The organism is Sphingobium sp. B11D3B, from assembly GCF_025961735.1.
Lineage (GTDB): Bacteria > Pseudomonadota > Alphaproteobacteria > Sphingomonadales > Sphingomonadaceae > Sphingobium.
In genome coordinates this window covers 2,257,054-2,270,921 of the sequence record NZ_JAOQOF010000001.1, presented here as the reverse complement: position 1 = coordinate 2,270,921, position 13,868 = coordinate 2,257,054, and the positions used below count along the sequence as shown (strand labels likewise).

Annotated in this window: 14 protein-coding genes; 8 read left to right on the top strand and 6 right to left on the bottom strand. The window is 66.0% G+C overall.

From position 1 onward, the window contains the following. Positions 1-4 precede the first annotated feature (4 nt). The 8 genes from M2333_RS10655 to M2333_RS10620 all read left to right on the top strand — a co-directional run bounded on the left by M2333_RS10655 (position 5) and on the right by M2333_RS10620 (position 7,890). Positions 5-1,147 carry a cupin domain-containing protein gene (locus M2333_RS10655; protein ID WP_264611731.1) on the top strand — a complete coding sequence of 381 codons (1,143 nt, stop codon included), beginning with the start codon at positions 5-7 and terminating at the stop codon, positions 1,145-1,147. A 7-nt stretch (positions 1,148-1,154) separates the two neighbouring features. After that, positions 1,155-1,703 carry a pseudouridine synthase gene (locus M2333_RS10650; RefSeq protein ID WP_264611730.1) on the top strand — a complete coding sequence of 183 codons (549 nt, stop codon included), beginning with the start codon at positions 1,155-1,157 and terminating at the stop codon, positions 1,701-1,703. A gap of 80 nt (positions 1,704-1,783) precedes the next feature. Beyond that, positions 1,784-2,053: a type II toxin-antitoxin system ParD family antitoxin gene (locus M2333_RS10645; protein ID WP_264584279.1), complete on the top strand. Its 270-nt coding sequence runs from the start codon at positions 1,784-1,786 to the stop codon at positions 2,051-2,053. 4 nt (positions 2,054-2,057) lie between these two features. Beyond that, complete coding sequence (locus tag M2333_RS10640; protein WP_264584280.1) at positions 2,058-2,366, top strand: type II toxin-antitoxin system RelE/ParE family toxin; 309 nt, start codon at positions 2,058-2,060, stop codon at positions 2,364-2,366. A 63-nt stretch (positions 2,367-2,429) separates the two neighbouring features. After that, positions 2,430-5,147 (top strand): bifunctional [glutamine synthetase] adenylyltransferase/[glutamine synthetase]-adenylyl-L-tyrosine phosphorylase, encoded by a 2,718-nt coding sequence (locus M2333_RS10635; RefSeq protein WP_264611729.1) that lies wholly within the window; start codon positions 2,430-2,432, stop codon positions 5,145-5,147. Beyond that, the gene (gene bcp, locus M2333_RS10630) at positions 5,147-5,611 is read left to right on the top strand and encodes a thioredoxin-dependent thiol peroxidase (protein ID WP_181561306.1); all 465 of its coding nucleotides are present in this window, start codon (positions 5,147-5,149) and stop codon (positions 5,609-5,611) included. Before M2333_RS10635 ends, bcp begins: the two co-directional genes overlap by 1 nt. Positions 5,612-5,765: 154 nt before the next feature. Further along, positions 5,766-6,104, top strand: coding sequence for a hypothetical protein (locus M2333_RS10625; protein WP_264611728.1), 339 nt, complete (start codon positions 5,766-5,768; stop codon positions 6,102-6,104). 283 nt (positions 6,105-6,387) lie between these two features. Further along, a complete protein-coding gene (locus M2333_RS10620; protein WP_264611727.1) occupies positions 6,388-7,890 on the top strand; it encodes a replicative DNA helicase in 1,503 nt (500 codons plus the stop codon). A 163-nt stretch (positions 7,891-8,053) separates the two neighbouring features. On the opposite strand, the gene M2333_RS10615 is transcribed toward M2333_RS10620, so the two are convergent. The 6 genes from M2333_RS10615 to cobA form a co-directional block, all read right to left on the bottom strand. Further along, a complete protein-coding gene (locus M2333_RS10615) occupies positions 8,054-9,238 on the bottom strand; it encodes an NAD(P)/FAD-dependent oxidoreductase (RefSeq protein ID WP_264611726.1) in 1,185 nt (394 codons plus the stop codon). A 287-nt stretch (positions 9,239-9,525) separates the two neighbouring features. After that, positions 9,526-10,305 (bottom strand): phosphoadenylyl-sulfate reductase, encoded by a 780-nt coding sequence (locus M2333_RS10610; RefSeq protein WP_264574460.1) that lies wholly within the window; start codon positions 10,303-10,305, stop codon positions 9,526-9,528. Continuing rightward, positions 10,298-10,738 (bottom strand): DUF934 domain-containing protein, encoded by a 441-nt coding sequence (locus tag M2333_RS10605; protein ID WP_264574461.1) that lies wholly within the window; start codon positions 10,736-10,738, stop codon positions 10,298-10,300. Before M2333_RS10605 ends, M2333_RS10610 begins: the two co-directional genes overlap by 8 nt. Then, positions 10,731-12,362, bottom strand: coding sequence for a nitrite/sulfite reductase (locus M2333_RS10600; RefSeq protein WP_264611725.1), 1,632 nt, complete (start codon positions 12,360-12,362; stop codon positions 10,731-10,733). The genes M2333_RS10605 and M2333_RS10600 overlap by 8 nt, the downstream gene beginning before the upstream one ends. Position 12,363: 1 nt before the next feature. Then, positions 12,364-12,663 (bottom strand): DUF2849 domain-containing protein, encoded by a 300-nt coding sequence (locus tag M2333_RS10595; RefSeq protein WP_264611724.1) that lies wholly within the window; start codon positions 12,661-12,663, stop codon positions 12,364-12,366. 4 nt (positions 12,664-12,667) lie between these two features. Then, positions 12,668-13,468, bottom strand: a complete 801-nt coding sequence (gene cobA, locus M2333_RS10590; RefSeq protein WP_264592748.1) for a uroporphyrinogen-III C-methyltransferase — start codon at positions 13,466-13,468, stop codon at positions 12,668-12,670. Positions 13,469-13,868: the final 400 nt, after the last annotated feature.

Here is a 13,868-nt window from a genome sequence, read left to right as displayed (position 1 = left end):
GGCGATGACGCTCGCCGATTTCGACATCGGCCTGTTCCTGCGGGAGTATTGGCAGCGCAAGCCGCTGCTCATCCGCAATCCGTGGGCCGAGTGGGTCAATCCGCTGGAGCCCGATGATCTCGCCGGCCTGGCCTGCGAGGAGGAGGTGGAATCGCGCCTCATTACGCAGGCCGGCACCGACTGGGCCGTCGAGCACGGCCCGCTGGACGAGGCGCGCTTTGGCGAGCTGGGCGATGCGCCATGGACGCTGCTTGTGCAGGCGGTCGACCATTATGTCGCGGAGGTGGCCGCGCTCATGGCACCATTCCGCTTCATCCCCAATTGGCGGATGGACGATGTGATGGTGAGCTATGCCACGGACGGCGGGGGCGTCGGGCCGCATTTCGACCAATATGACGTGTTCCTCATCCAGGGCGCAGGTAAAAGGCGCTGGCAGATCGGCGGTCTGTGCGACGAGGCGACGCCGTTGCGCCCGCATGACGACCTGCGGCTGCTCGCGGACTTTGGGCCCACGCAGGAGTGGGTGCTGGAGCCGGGCGACATCCTCTATCTGCCACCGGGCATCGCCCATGATGGCGTGGCGGTCGGGCCGGACTGCATGACCTATTCCATCGGCTTTCGCGCGCCCTCCCAGCGCGACCTGATCGAGGACTGGAGCGCCCATGTCGCAGAAGGGCTGGCCGAGGATGATCGTTATGCCGACCCCGGCCTGCCGCTACAGACCAATCCTGGCGAGATCACAGCCGAGGCACTGGCGCGGCTGCACGATCTGGCGACGCAGGCACTGGCGGATCGCGCCGGATTCGCGCGCTGGTTCGGGCAGGCAAGCAGCACGCCCAAATATCCGCAGGCAGACTGGCGGCCTGAAGCGCCGGTGCTGGCGGAGGACGTGCAGGATGCGCTGAACGACGGCTTGCCGGTGCGACGCAATCCGGCCAGCCGCTTCGTGTTCGTCCGTGACGGGGCGGACGCGTTGACGCTGTTCGTCGATGGCGAGGCGTTTGCCTGCACGGGGGAGGCGGCGCGCTTCGCCGAGCAGCTCTGCGCAGGGGATGACGTGCCGGTGAAGACCCCGGATGCGGCGGTGCTGGCGCTGATCGCGGCGCTGGCCAGTCAGGGCAGCGTCACCCTCGATCCAGAGGATTAAGCGGACGATGGCGCGGCTCATCCTCTTCAACAAGCCCTATGGGGTACTGCCGCAGTTCACCGATGCGCGCTCGCCCTCGCCACGCCCGACTCTCTCGGCCTATATCGATGTACCGGGCGTTTATCCTGCCGGTCGGCTGGACCGGGACAGCGAGGGGCTGCTGCTGCTCACCGATGACGGCCGCTTGCAGGCGCGCATCTCCGACCCCCGCTACAAGACACCCAAAACCTATCTGGTGCAGGTGGAAGGAGAGCCGGACGAGCCGGCGCTCGAGCGCTTGCGGCGTGGCGTGATGCTCAACGACGGCATGACCCGCCCCGCGCAGGCCGACCGCATCGCCCCGCCGGACCTCTGGGAGCGCGATCCGCCGATCCGCGTGCGCAAGAGCGTGCCCGATTGCTGGCTGCGCCTCACCATCAGCGAAGGCCGTAACCGCCAGGTTCGCCGGATGACCGCAGCGGTCGGCCACCCCACCTTGCGGCTGGTGCGCTGGCAAGTGGGGGACTGGACGCTGGACGGACTGGCACCGGGAGAATGGCGCGAGGTGGCGGTTTAGCCCTCCCAATCCTCACCGCGGGATTGAAATGCGCATATGATAGGATTAAATCCTACTGGTTCGTCCCGCAGGAGCTTACCATGCGATCTACGCAGCAACTGAGCGTGACATTGCCCATCGATATGGCGGCGCAGGTCAAGGCGCGGGTCGCGTCGGGTGAATATGCCAGCGAAAGTGAAGTGATCCGGGATGGGCTGCGAGCTCTTCAGGCGCGAGAGCAGGCTGTGGAGGCCTGGCTGCGTGAAGACGTCGCGCGGACCTATGATGCGATGCAGGCTGACCCGCGCCGCGCGCGGTCTCCGGCGGACGTGAAGGCCGCGCTGGCCGCAGAACGCGCCGCCACGTCCTGATCGAATGCAAAGCGTGGTCAGTTTTGCGCCGGAAGCCGAAGCGCAACTGATCTCCTTGTTCCGCTATATTGCTCGCGAAGCGTCCGCCGATATCGCCAGTCGCTACGTCGGAGCCATTGTCGAGCATTGCGAGAAGCTCGCCGATTTCCCCCACCGCGGGACACCGCGCGACGACCTTCGCCCTGGTCTGCGCACGATCGCTTTCCGGAGGCGGGTGACGATTGCTTATTCGGCCATCGGCGTGAGCGTCACCGTTCTCGGTATTTTCTATGGCGGGCAGGATTTCGCGACCTTGCTTGCCGATGACGCTTGAGGTGTGCTCGCGTCACGCCCACCCACTCTTCCCGCCCAACCCTCCTGCCGCTAAGAGGCGGCAATGGAGAGCCTGACCACCACCCCTATTACCGATGCCCTCGCCCGCGCGCGGGCGCATTCGCCGTTTCTGGCGCGGCAGATCGATGTCTATCCCGAGCTGGTTGCACTGCTGCTTCAGGGGGATGCGGAGGCTGCATGGGCGGCCGGGCGGGCGTTGGAGCCCGATGCGGCGGTGGATCGGCGTCTGCGGGTGCGGCGCAGCGCGCTCGCGCTGGTGGCAGCGATTGCCGATCTGGCCGGACTCTGGGATCTGGATATCGTCACCCGGCGGCTCTCCGACTTTGCCGACGAAGCCATCGAAACGGCGCTGAACGCGGCCTTTGCCGAGCGCTATCCGGATGAGGCGCCGCGCGGCATCGCGGTGATTGCGCTGGGCAAGCATGGCAGCCGGGAGCTGAACTACAGCTCGGACATCGACCCGATCCTGATCTTCGATCCTGACACGATCCCGACGCGCGGCAAGGAAGAGCCACAGGAGGCAGCGGTACGGCTGGCGCGGCGGATGGTGGCGCTGCTCACCGAGCGGACCGGGGACGGCTATGTGTTCCGGGTCGATCTGCGGCTGCGCCCGTCGCCCGAGGTTTCGCCGATCATCCTGCCGGTCGAGGCAGCGATCAGCTATTATGAGAGCGCGGCAGTCGGCTGGGAGCAGGCCGCTTTCGTGCGCGCCCGCGCGGCGGCCGGCGACATCGCGCTGGGCGAGGAATTCCTCAGCACGATCCGGCCGTTCGTCTGGCGGCGCAGTCTGGATTTCGGTGCGATCCGGGCGATCAGCGATGTTTCGCGGCGTATCCGCGCGCACTACGCCAGTGGTCAGCGCTTCGGCCCCGGCTTCGACTTGAAGCGCGGGCGCGGCGGCATCCGCGAGGTGGAGTTCTTCGCGCAGGCGCACCAGCTCATTCAGGGCGGGCGCAATCCCGCGCTGCGGGCACCGGCCACGCGCGCGGCGCTGCGCGTGCTGGGCGAGGCGGGGTTGATCAAGCCTGACGAGCGCGCGCGGCTCGATGCGGCCTATGTGATGCTCCGCACGATCGAGCATCGCCTGCAGATGGTCGATGACCGGCAGACGCACATGCTCCCAGAAAGCCCGGCTGCGCTCGAGAATGTCGCGCAGCTGGCCGGCTATGCCGACGGCGCGGCGCTGCTCGCGGCATTGCGGCCGCATGTCGAGGCGACCGGCCTCACTTTCGATGGGCTGGTCGGCGAGGATGAGGAAGGCGATGATCGCCTGCCCGATGAGCCGCGCGCACTGGCGCAGCGTCTGGAAGACATCGGCATCGAGGAGACCGAGCCGTTCGTCGCGCGCATCACTCGCTGGCGGGACGGCAGCCTGCGCCCGCTGCGCAGCGCCCCGGCGCGCGAGGCGCTGGAGGAGTTGCTGCCCGGCCTGATGCGCCAGATCGCCCGTGCGCCCGCGCCGCTTACCGCGCTCAACAAGCTAGATCAGGTGATCGAAGGCCTGCCGACGGCGGTCAATCTGCTGCGCCTGCTGGTGGCCCGCCCGGCGCTGGCCGAGACGCTGGTGACGATCCTCTCGCACGCGCCCACGCTCGCCGATGCGCTGGGGCGCCGCGCGGCGCTGTTCGACGGGCTGATCGACCAGAGCGCGCTCGATCTGCCGCCCGATGTGCCGACGCTCATCGAGACGATGCGCACGCATGATGCTGGCGATGACTTCCAGCACCGGCTCGATCATGTCCGCCATGTGGTGGGCGAGCGGCGCTTTGCGCTGGGCGTGCAGATCGTCAGCCGCGAGGTCGATCCGCTCGAGGTCGGGCGGGGCTATGCGCGGGTGGCGGAAGCGGCGGTGGATGTGCTCGCCGCAGCCGCTGTGGCGGAGTTCGAGCAGACCCACGGCCGGGTGCCGGGTAGCGAGCTGGCCATTCTGGCGCTCGGGCGCTTTGGTGGCGGATTGCTCACCCATGCCTCCGACCTCGATCTGATCTTCCTGTTCAGCGGCGATTTCAACGCGGAATCGGACGGGCGCCGGCCCTTGGGCGCGACGCTCTATTATAACCGCCTCTCCCAGCGGGTGATCAACGCGCTCTCCGTGCCGACGGCCGCCGGCGCGCTTTATGAAGTCGACACGCGGTTGCGCCCCTCGGGCAATCAGGGCCCGCTGGCGGTCAGCTTCGAGAGCTTTGCGCGCTATCAGGCGGAGGCGGCGTGGACCTGGGAGCATCTGGCGCTCACCCGTGCCCGCCCGGTGTTCGGATCGCCCAGCGCCCGCGCGGCGCTGGACGAGATCGTCCGGGAGACGCTGATGGTGGAGCGCGACCCCGCGCAACTGCTCGCGCAGGCGGTGAAGATGCGGCGCGACATCGCCACCCACAAGCCGCCGGCCGGGACACTCGACGTGAAGCTGATGCCGGGCGGCCTCGTCGATCTGGAATTCCTCATCCATGTGACGCAGCTCACCCATCGCACCGGCTTCTCGCCCAGTCTCAACATGGCGCTGGAGAGACTGATCGCCGCCGGGCTGCTCGACAGCGCGCTGCGCGAGGCGGCGGACCTGCTGACCCGCTATCTGGTCGTCGCTCGCCTCGTCGCGCCGCAATCGAGCGAGCCGGTGGAGGAAAGCCGCTGGCTGGTCGCACGGGCCTGCGGGGCCCGCGACTGGGGCGAGCTGCTTGCCCGAATCGATGCCGCGCGGCAGATCATCGCCACGAGCTGGAACGCGCTGGCCGGCCAGGCGGCGCCATCGGAAGGAACGACATGATGCTGAGCGAAGGCGATACCCTGCCCGACGTCACTCTCACCGGTGCGGACGAGGCGCCGATCCGGCTCGCGGATTTTCGTGGCAAGCCGCTGGTCGTCTATTTCTACCCCAAGGCCGACACGCCGGGCTGCACCACCGAAGCGATCGACTTCACCGGGCTGATCGATGCGTTCGGCGCGCTGGGCGTGCCGGTCATCGCGGTCTCCAAGGATGCGCCTGCCAAGCTCAAGCGCTTCGCCGACAAGCACAGCCTCGCCGTCACGCTGGCATCCGATGGCGATGGCAGCGTGTGCGAAGCCTTCGGCACCTGGGTCGAGAAGAGCCTTTATGGCCGCAAATATATGGGCATCGAGCGCGCGACCTTCCTGGCCGATGCGGACGGCAAGATCGTGCGCGTGTGGCCCAAGGTGAAGGTGAAGGGCCACGCCGCCGAGGTGCTGGAGGCGGTGAAGGGGCTGGGGTGAGGACCGCGCCGACCCTGAGATGTGTATGGCACGGGGCCATCAATAGGCGATGACAAGCCGAAACTACCAAGCCGAGGTGATTGACCTCGTTGCCTGGGGGTGTGGGTTGCCTTGCGAAAAGGTGCACCTTTCGGATCGGCTCCAGGGTCTCGGCATGGACGGCAACGACGCAGTCGAGTTTTTCAATGCTGTGCATGAGCGGTTCGGAACCGACCTGACTCAACTCTGCGAGCATTGGAGGGACCATTTTGGGCCAGAGGGGCTTTCTTGCTGGTTTGGACTGATCATTATCCCGCCTGCCGCCTTGGGCGGCGCAATCGCTGGGATGGCGGGCTGGTCCACATTCGGGGGATTGGCAATTGCAACCGTGTTGATTGCCACATTTTTCTGGGGTTTTCGGCGGTGGGGACCGCCAGACAAGACGATCCCTATTACGGTTGAAGAAGTCGTCAATGCTGTAGAGTTGGGTTCCTGGTATGCACACCTTAGATAGGCGTGCCCACCAGCGCCATGTGCTTCTCCTTAGATGCCGTTCGTGCTGAGTAGGCGCTGAGTAGCGCCGGAGGCGCGTAGCGAAGGGCCGTATCGAAGCAACTGTGGCGCTGGTGGGCAGTCCTTCGATACGCCGCTTCGACAGGCTCAGCGGCTACTCAGGACGAACGGAGTCTTGGGGGCGAGCCTGCCGGAATCCGTCCCCATTGTTATCCCCAGGTTCCACAGGGCGTACACCCTCGGCTCTTGCGCCACACGTCGGAAGAGAGGACAATGCCTCCCCCATGTCAGAAACCACGATCCGTCTTGCTCCGGTGCCCGATGTGCCCGGCTCTGAAGCCCGTATGCCGCGCAATGTGGAGGCGGAGGCTGCGCTGATCGGCGCGTTGATGATCGACAACCGGATCGTCGAGGACGTGCAGATGGAGCTGCGCGCCGAGCATTTCTTCGAGCCGCTGCACGGGCGCATCTATGAGGCGATCCTCAAGCTGGTCGATCGCAACATGGTCGCCAATCCGGTCACGCTGAAGCCGCTGCTGGAAAGCGATCCCGCGCTCAAGGAACTGGGCGGCCCGGCCTATCTTGCGCAGCTCACCGGCAGCGGCGCGGCGGTGATCGGCGCGCGCGATTTTGCCCGGCAGGTCTATGATCTGGCGCTGCTGCGCGAGCTGGTCGGCGTCGGACGGGAGCTGGTGGACAAGGCGCTCGACACCTCCGATGCCATCGACCCCAAGGGGCAGATCGAGCAGGCGGAATTGGCGCTCTATGCCGTGGCCGAGCAGGGCGGTGACACCGGCAGCATGAAGACCTTCGCGCAGGCCACGCGGCTTGCGGTCGGCATGGCGGAGAAGGCGCTCAATTCCGGCGGCCATGTCTCGGGCATCACCTCGGGCCTGGATGGCCTGAACAACCGCACCGGTGGCCTTCATCCGTCGGACCTCATCATCGTTGCCGGGCGCCCCGGCATGGGCAAGAGCTCGCTGGCGACCAACATTGCTTACAATGCCGCCAGCCGCTGGATGCGCGACATGGCCGACGGCATCCCGCCGGAAAAGTCGATCGGCGCGCCGGTTGCCATCTTCAACCTGGAAATGTCCGCCGATCAGCTGGCCACGCGTATTTTGGCCGAGCAGTCGGGCATCAGCGGCGAGAAGCTGCGCATGGGGCGGATCAATCATAGCGAGTTCCAGAACCTCGTCCGCGCCTCGCGCGAGTTGCAGGATCTGCCCCTGTTCATTGACGATACCGCTGGCCTCACCATCGCGGCGATGCGCACCCGTGCCCGCCGCCTCAAGCGCCGGCACAATATCGGCATGATCGTGGTCGACTATCTCCAGCTTCTGCAAGGCTCGGGCAAGACCGGCGATAGCCGCGTCAACGAGATCTCCGAGATCAGCCGTGGTTTGAAGACGCTCGCCAAGGAGCTGATGGTGCCGGTGATCGCGCTCTCCCAGCTCAGCCGCGCGGTGGAAAGCCGCGAGGACAAGCGCCCGCAACTCTCGGACCTGCGCGAATCCGGCTCGATCGAGCAGGACGCCGACATGGTGTGGTTCCTCTACCGCGAGGACTATTATGAGATGAGCAAGGAGCCCAAGATCGAGGACGAGGGCGCTTATGCGGCCTGGCGCGAGAAGATGGACCGGATCACCGGCCATTCCGAGCTGATCGTCGCCAAGCAGCGCCACGGCGCCACCGGCAAGGTGCGGCTCTACTTCGATTCCAAGATCACGCGGTTCACCGATCTGGCGGATGACAGCTATGCCGCGGCGGATGATGGTTATGAGTGAAGGATTGAAGGAGGGCGCCTGAGCTCTTCCCGGCGGCTAGGGGCGGTTGTGGCTGACATTGTGTTCCTGCGAAGGCAGGAACCCAGGGCGCAATCGACCGGCTTCTCCGCCCTGGGCTCCTGCCTTCGCAGGAGCACGTGGGTGTGATGATGGTGCAGTGGACTTAAACCGCCTGTCCTGCCGCATGGGCACTGGCCCAGGCCCACTGGAAATTATAGCCGCCCAGCCAGCCGGTCACATCCACCGCCTCACCGATCACATACAGGCCCGGAACCGCCTTGGCCTCCATCGTCTGCGAGGAGAGGCCGGCGGTATCGACGCCGCCCGCTGTCACCTCCGCCTTGGCATAGCCTTCGCTGCCATTGGGCATGAACGTCCAGTCCGCCAGACGCGCTTGTGCGGCGGCAAGGGCGCGGTCGGGCAGGTTGCCGAGCTCCGCCTCCAGCGCAAGATCGGCCGCCAGCCGGTCCGCGAGGCGCTCCGCCAGCGCGGCGCGGAGCAGGCGGCGCAGGGTCATGCGCGGGGCCTCGCGCTTGGCGGCAAGCAGCCAGTCGCGCGGATGATCGGGCAGAAAATCGATGCCAACGCCCTCGCCATGGCGCCAGTAGGAGGAGATTTGCAGAATCGCCGGACCGGAGAGGCCGCGATGTGTGAACAGCGCCGCCTCGCGAAAGCGCGTCTTGCCGGTGCGGGCGACGACATCGGCCGAGACGCCGGACAGCTCGCGAAACAGCGCATCGTCACCGCTGAGGGTCAGCGGCACCAGCGCCGGGCGCGGCTGCACGATCTTGAGGCCGAACTGGCGGGCAAGATCATAGGCAAAGCCGGTCGCGCCCATCTTGGGAATGGACGGCCCGCCGGTGGCGATGACCAGCGCCGGCGCGGTCGCGATGCCGCGCGGCGTGTCGACGTGGTACTGGCCATCCGCATGGGTGACCTCCCGGATCGGGCAGGCGCAGGCGATGTCGACAGCGCCCTTCGCGCACTCCTCCAGGAGCATGGCGACGATCTGCCGCGCGCTACCGTCGCAGAAGAGTTGCCCCAACGTCTTCTCGTGCCAGGCGATGCCGTAGCGCTCGACCAGCGCGAGGAAATCCTGCGCGGTGTAGCGGCTGAGCGCCGATTTGGCGAAATGGCGATTGCTGGAGAGGTAGCGATCCGGCGCGGTGTGGAGATTGGTGAAGTTGCACCGCCCGCCACCGGAAATGAGGATTTTCTTGCCCGGCTCATCGGCATGATCGAGCAGCAGCACCTTGCGCCCCCGCTGCCCGGCCACCGCCGCGCACATCAGCCCCGCTGCGCCGGCGCCCAGGATGATGGCGTCATAGGGGGTGGGGGAGGTGGGCATGGGGGCTTTCGGCTGGGGCGGCGATCGGGGTGAAGGTTCCTACGGCCTAGCTGCCGGCGGCGCTAAACGGAAGGGTTGGATGAATTCCCCTCAATTCCCGCCGTCACCCCGGGCTTGACCCGGGGTCCGCTTCTCTCTGGTGTGATCGACTGTCTCTGCTTCTGCGAAGCTCTGCGGGGAGCAGGCAGTGCCGAAGGGAAAGCTGGACCCCGGGTCAAGCCCGGGGTGACGATAGATGAAGCGGCGATCCCGGACAGGCCCCGAGGCTTTCGACGCAGAGCTTCCCCTCAAAACGCGGGCTGGTTCGCCGGGTCTTCGGGGTCCGCCAGCGGCGTCGAGCTGGTGTGGATACCGCATTCCACCTTGTCCCAGCCGCGCCAGCGGCCGGCACGCGGGTCTTCGCCCGGCATCACCTTGCTGGTGCAGGGTTCGCAGCCGATCGAGAGATAGCCCTGTGCTTCCAACGGATGGCGGGGCAGGTCGTGCGCGGTGAAATAGGCTTCCAGCGCCGCCTTGTCCCAATCACCCAGCGGATTGATCTTCAGGCGCCCGTCCTCGATCTCGAAGCGCGGCAGATTCTGGCGCGTCACGGACTGGAAGGCCTTGCGTCCGCTAATCCACGCATCAAGGCCCTGCTTGGCGCGGGCCAGCGGCTCGACCTTGCGGATTTCGCAGCAGCCATCGGGGTCGTAGGACCAGCGCAGGCCCTTGTCGTCCTTCGCCGCCAGCACGTCGGCCTTCGGTTCGACCACGCGGCTATCGGTGAAGCCGAGGGTGCGGATCAGCGTATCGCGATAGTCCAGCGTTTCCGGGAACATCTTGAGGGTGTCGACGAAGATCACCGGTACGCTCTTGTCCGCCTGTGCGATGAGGTGGAGCAGCACCGCGCTTTCCGTGCCGAAGGAGGAGACGACGGCGACCGTGCCGAGCGCATCCTCGGCGAACAGCGTCTTGAGCATCGTGCCCGCATCCACGCCCGCGAAGCGCGCGTTGAGCGCGTCCGCATCCGCCTGCGTCCAGCGCGGGGCGGCGTCGATCCGGTCGATCTGGCGAGCGGCTTCAGCCATTGCTTGCTCCGTGGCGCTGCGCCCAGATCGGCGCGCGCGGATCGACGGTCTTCTGATAGACGCCGGGGAAGCGGTTGAGCGCTGCCTCGATCAGCGCAGGGTCGAGCGGCTTGTCCGGCCGGAAGCTGTCAAACCCACAGCGAACCATATGGCTGATCTGATCGACCGCGACATCACCCACCGCGCGCAACTCGCCGGCATAGCCAGCCTCACGCAGGATGCGCGCCGCCGAATAGCCGCGTCCGTCACCGAACACGGGGAAGTTCACTTCCACCAGCGCCACGCGGTCCAGATGCGGCAGCAACTCGCGGGCGTCCTCGCCCGGCTCGATGCGCACGGCGGCCGAATTGCTCTGGCCGGAAAAGGCCTCCAGCGTCACGGCGGGCAGTTCGGCTGCCTCGCCGCCTTCACGCAGGGACAGATATTCAAGCATAAAGTGCCTCCTTGAACGGGGCCATGCCGATCCGGCGGAAGGTGTCGACGAAGCGCTCGCCCTCCTGCCGGTTGGCGAGATAGACGTTGGTGGCCTTCTCGACCGCATCGACAATGCCGTTCTCGTCGAAACCAGGACCAGTAATCTGGCCAAGGCTGACATCGTCCGCGCCGGAACCGCCGAGCAGGAGCTGATAATTCTCCACACCCTTCCGGTCGACGCCGAGAATGCCGATATTGCCGGCATGGTGGTGACCGCAGGCGTTGATGCAGCCGCTGATCTTCAGCTTCAGCTCGCCCAGCTCCTTCTGCCGATCGAGATCGGAGAAACGCTGCGCGATCTTCTGCGCGACCGGGATTGAGCGCGCATTGGCAAGGCTGCAATAATCCAGGCCCGGGCAGGCGATGATGTCGCTGATGAGATCGAGATTGGCGGTGCCGAGATCGGCTTCTTCCAGCGCCTTCCACAGCGCATAGAGATCCGCCTTCTTGACATGCGCCAGCACGATGTTCTGGGCGTGAGTGACGCGCAGCTCATCGAAGCTGTACTTTTCGGCCAGGTCGGCCATCAGGTCGATCTGCGCGGAGGAGGCATCGCCCGGAATGCCGCCAATGGGCTTGAGGCTGATGTTGACGATGGCATAGCCCGGCACCTTGTGCGGCTTCACCTGCGTGCTCACCCAGGCCGCGAAATCCCGGTCGGAGAGGTCGATCTCGTCCGAAAGACCGGTCTCATAGGCCGGCGGCGCGAAGTGATCGGCAATGCGCGCCAGTTCGGCGAGCGGCGGATCGAGCCCGAGCGTCTTCATATGCGCGAACTCTTCCTCGACCTGGCGGGTATATTCCTCCCGGCCCATTTCGTGGACGAGGATCTTGATCCGCGCCTTGTACTTGTTGTCGCGCCGGCCGTGGCGATTGTAGACCCGCAGGCACGCCTCCAGATAGGAGACGATTTCGGCGAAGGGCACGAAGTCGCGGATTTCCGGCGCGACCATCGGCGTGCGGCCCATGCCGCCGCCGACGAACACGCGGGCGCCAATCTCGTCATCCTTCTTCACCAGCTCGATGCCGATGTCATGCAGGCGCATGGCCGCGCGATCCTCTGCGCTCGCGATCACCGCGATCTTGAACTTGCGCGGCAGATAGGTGAACTCCGGGTGGAAGCTCGACCATTGGCGCAGCAGCTCGGCCAGCGGGCGCGGATCGGCGACCTCATCGGCCGAGACGCCGGCATATTGGTCAGACGAAATATTGCGGATGCAGTTGCCGCTGGTTTGGATGGCGTGCATCTCCACCGATGCGAGATCGGCGAGAATGTCCGGCGCGTCCGCCAGCTTGATCCAGTTATACTGGATGTTCTGGCGGGTGGTGAAATGGCCGTAATCGCGGTCATATTTGCGCGCGATGTGGGCGAGCATGTGCATCTGCTTGCCCGAGAGCGTGCCATAGGGGATGGCGACGCGCAGCATATAGGCGTGCAGCTGGAGATACAGGCCGTTCATCAGGCGGAGCGGGCGGAACTGCGCCTCGCTCAGCTGCCCGTCGAGGCGGCGATGCGTCTGGTCGCGGAATTCGGCAACGCGGGCATCCACCATCGCCTGATCGTAAGTGTCATATTGGTACATGTCAGATCACCCAGTTGCCGGCATTGGGATCGGCGGGTTTGAGGCTCAAGTCGAGGCGCACGGTCGGGCCGAGCGCGCGGATGCGCTCCTTGATGTGGGCGGGGCGGATATTGCCCACACCATCCTGCTCGCCGTCGATCACATAGGCTTCGTTCACGCGACGCGCGGCGGCTTCGGCCTGGGCGATTTCCGCGCCCTTCTCGCCGACGTCTACGGCGTCGTTCACATGGATGGACCAGCCTTGGCCAGTCCACCAGATGACGTCGCCGGTGGCGAGATCATTGCCGGTCAGGATATTCATGTCGTCAGTGGCTCCCCGCACCTGTGCTGTGCTGAATGTGAAATGATCCAAGCGGCAGGCAATCGAGCGCATCGGCATGCCGCACGACCTCGCCCACCACGATCAGCGCCGGACTTTCGACCGCCTCGCGCGCCACGAGGTCGCCCAGATCGGCAAGCAGGCTGCGCAGCACGCGCTGATCCGGGCGCGTCGCTTTCTCGATCACCGCGACCGGCGTCGAGGGCGAGAGCCCGTCGCGCATCAGCTTCTCGGCAATATCCTGGCTGGTCGCGAGGCCCATATAGATGACGAGCGTGCGGCCCGGCCCGGCAAGGCCGACCCAATTCTGCTCGGAAAGACCCTTGCACTGCCCCGCGACGAAGCTGACGATGCTGGCATCCTCGCGATGCGTGAGTGGCAGGCCGGCACTGGCGCCGCCGCCGACCGCCGCGCTGATGCCGGGCACGACCTCGCAGCGCACACCAGCCTCGCGGCAGGCCTCCAGCTCTTCGCCGCCACGGCCGAAAATGAAGGGATCGCCGCCCTTGAGGCGCACGACGTCACGGCCCGAAAGCGCCTCGCCGACGAGCAGCGAATTGATCGCCTCCTGCTTCATCGAATGGCGCGAGCGTTGCTTGGCGACTGAGATCAGCTCCGCCTCCGGCGAAGCCAGAGCGAGGATGGCGGCATCGACCAGACCGTCATGCACGATCAGGCTCGCCCGGCCGATCAAACGGGCAGCACGCACCGTCAGCAGATCAGGATCGCCCGGACCTGCGCCAACGAGATAGACCGTGCCGGCCGTAAAGGACTCAGAGTGCGCCATGGGTGGTAGATGCGTTCGAGTACCCAAGCCCGCAACCGACGCTTGCTTTAGCAGGCCGAAGCCAAACTATTGTGGGGCTCCGGGTGGTGGCAGAGGTCGTGCCAATAGCGGGTCAGGAGAGCGCTTCGGTGGCGATCTGACTGCTGCGCGGCAGCAAAGCGTCTAAGCGAACAGGACGACATTGCTGCCAAGTCTTCAACCTTCTCCCCTTGAGGGAGAAGGATACGCAGCCTTGTCGCCAATAGGCGGCTAGGCGGAGTTGGATGAGGGGTGGCGGATCGTTGATCCGCGCGATCCAGCGGATCGCTGACCCCCTCTCCCAGCTTCGACTAGGCAGCACGCTGCCAAGTCTGCGCATCCCTCTCCCTCAGGGGGAGAGGGTAGAATACGCCCGCCCTCG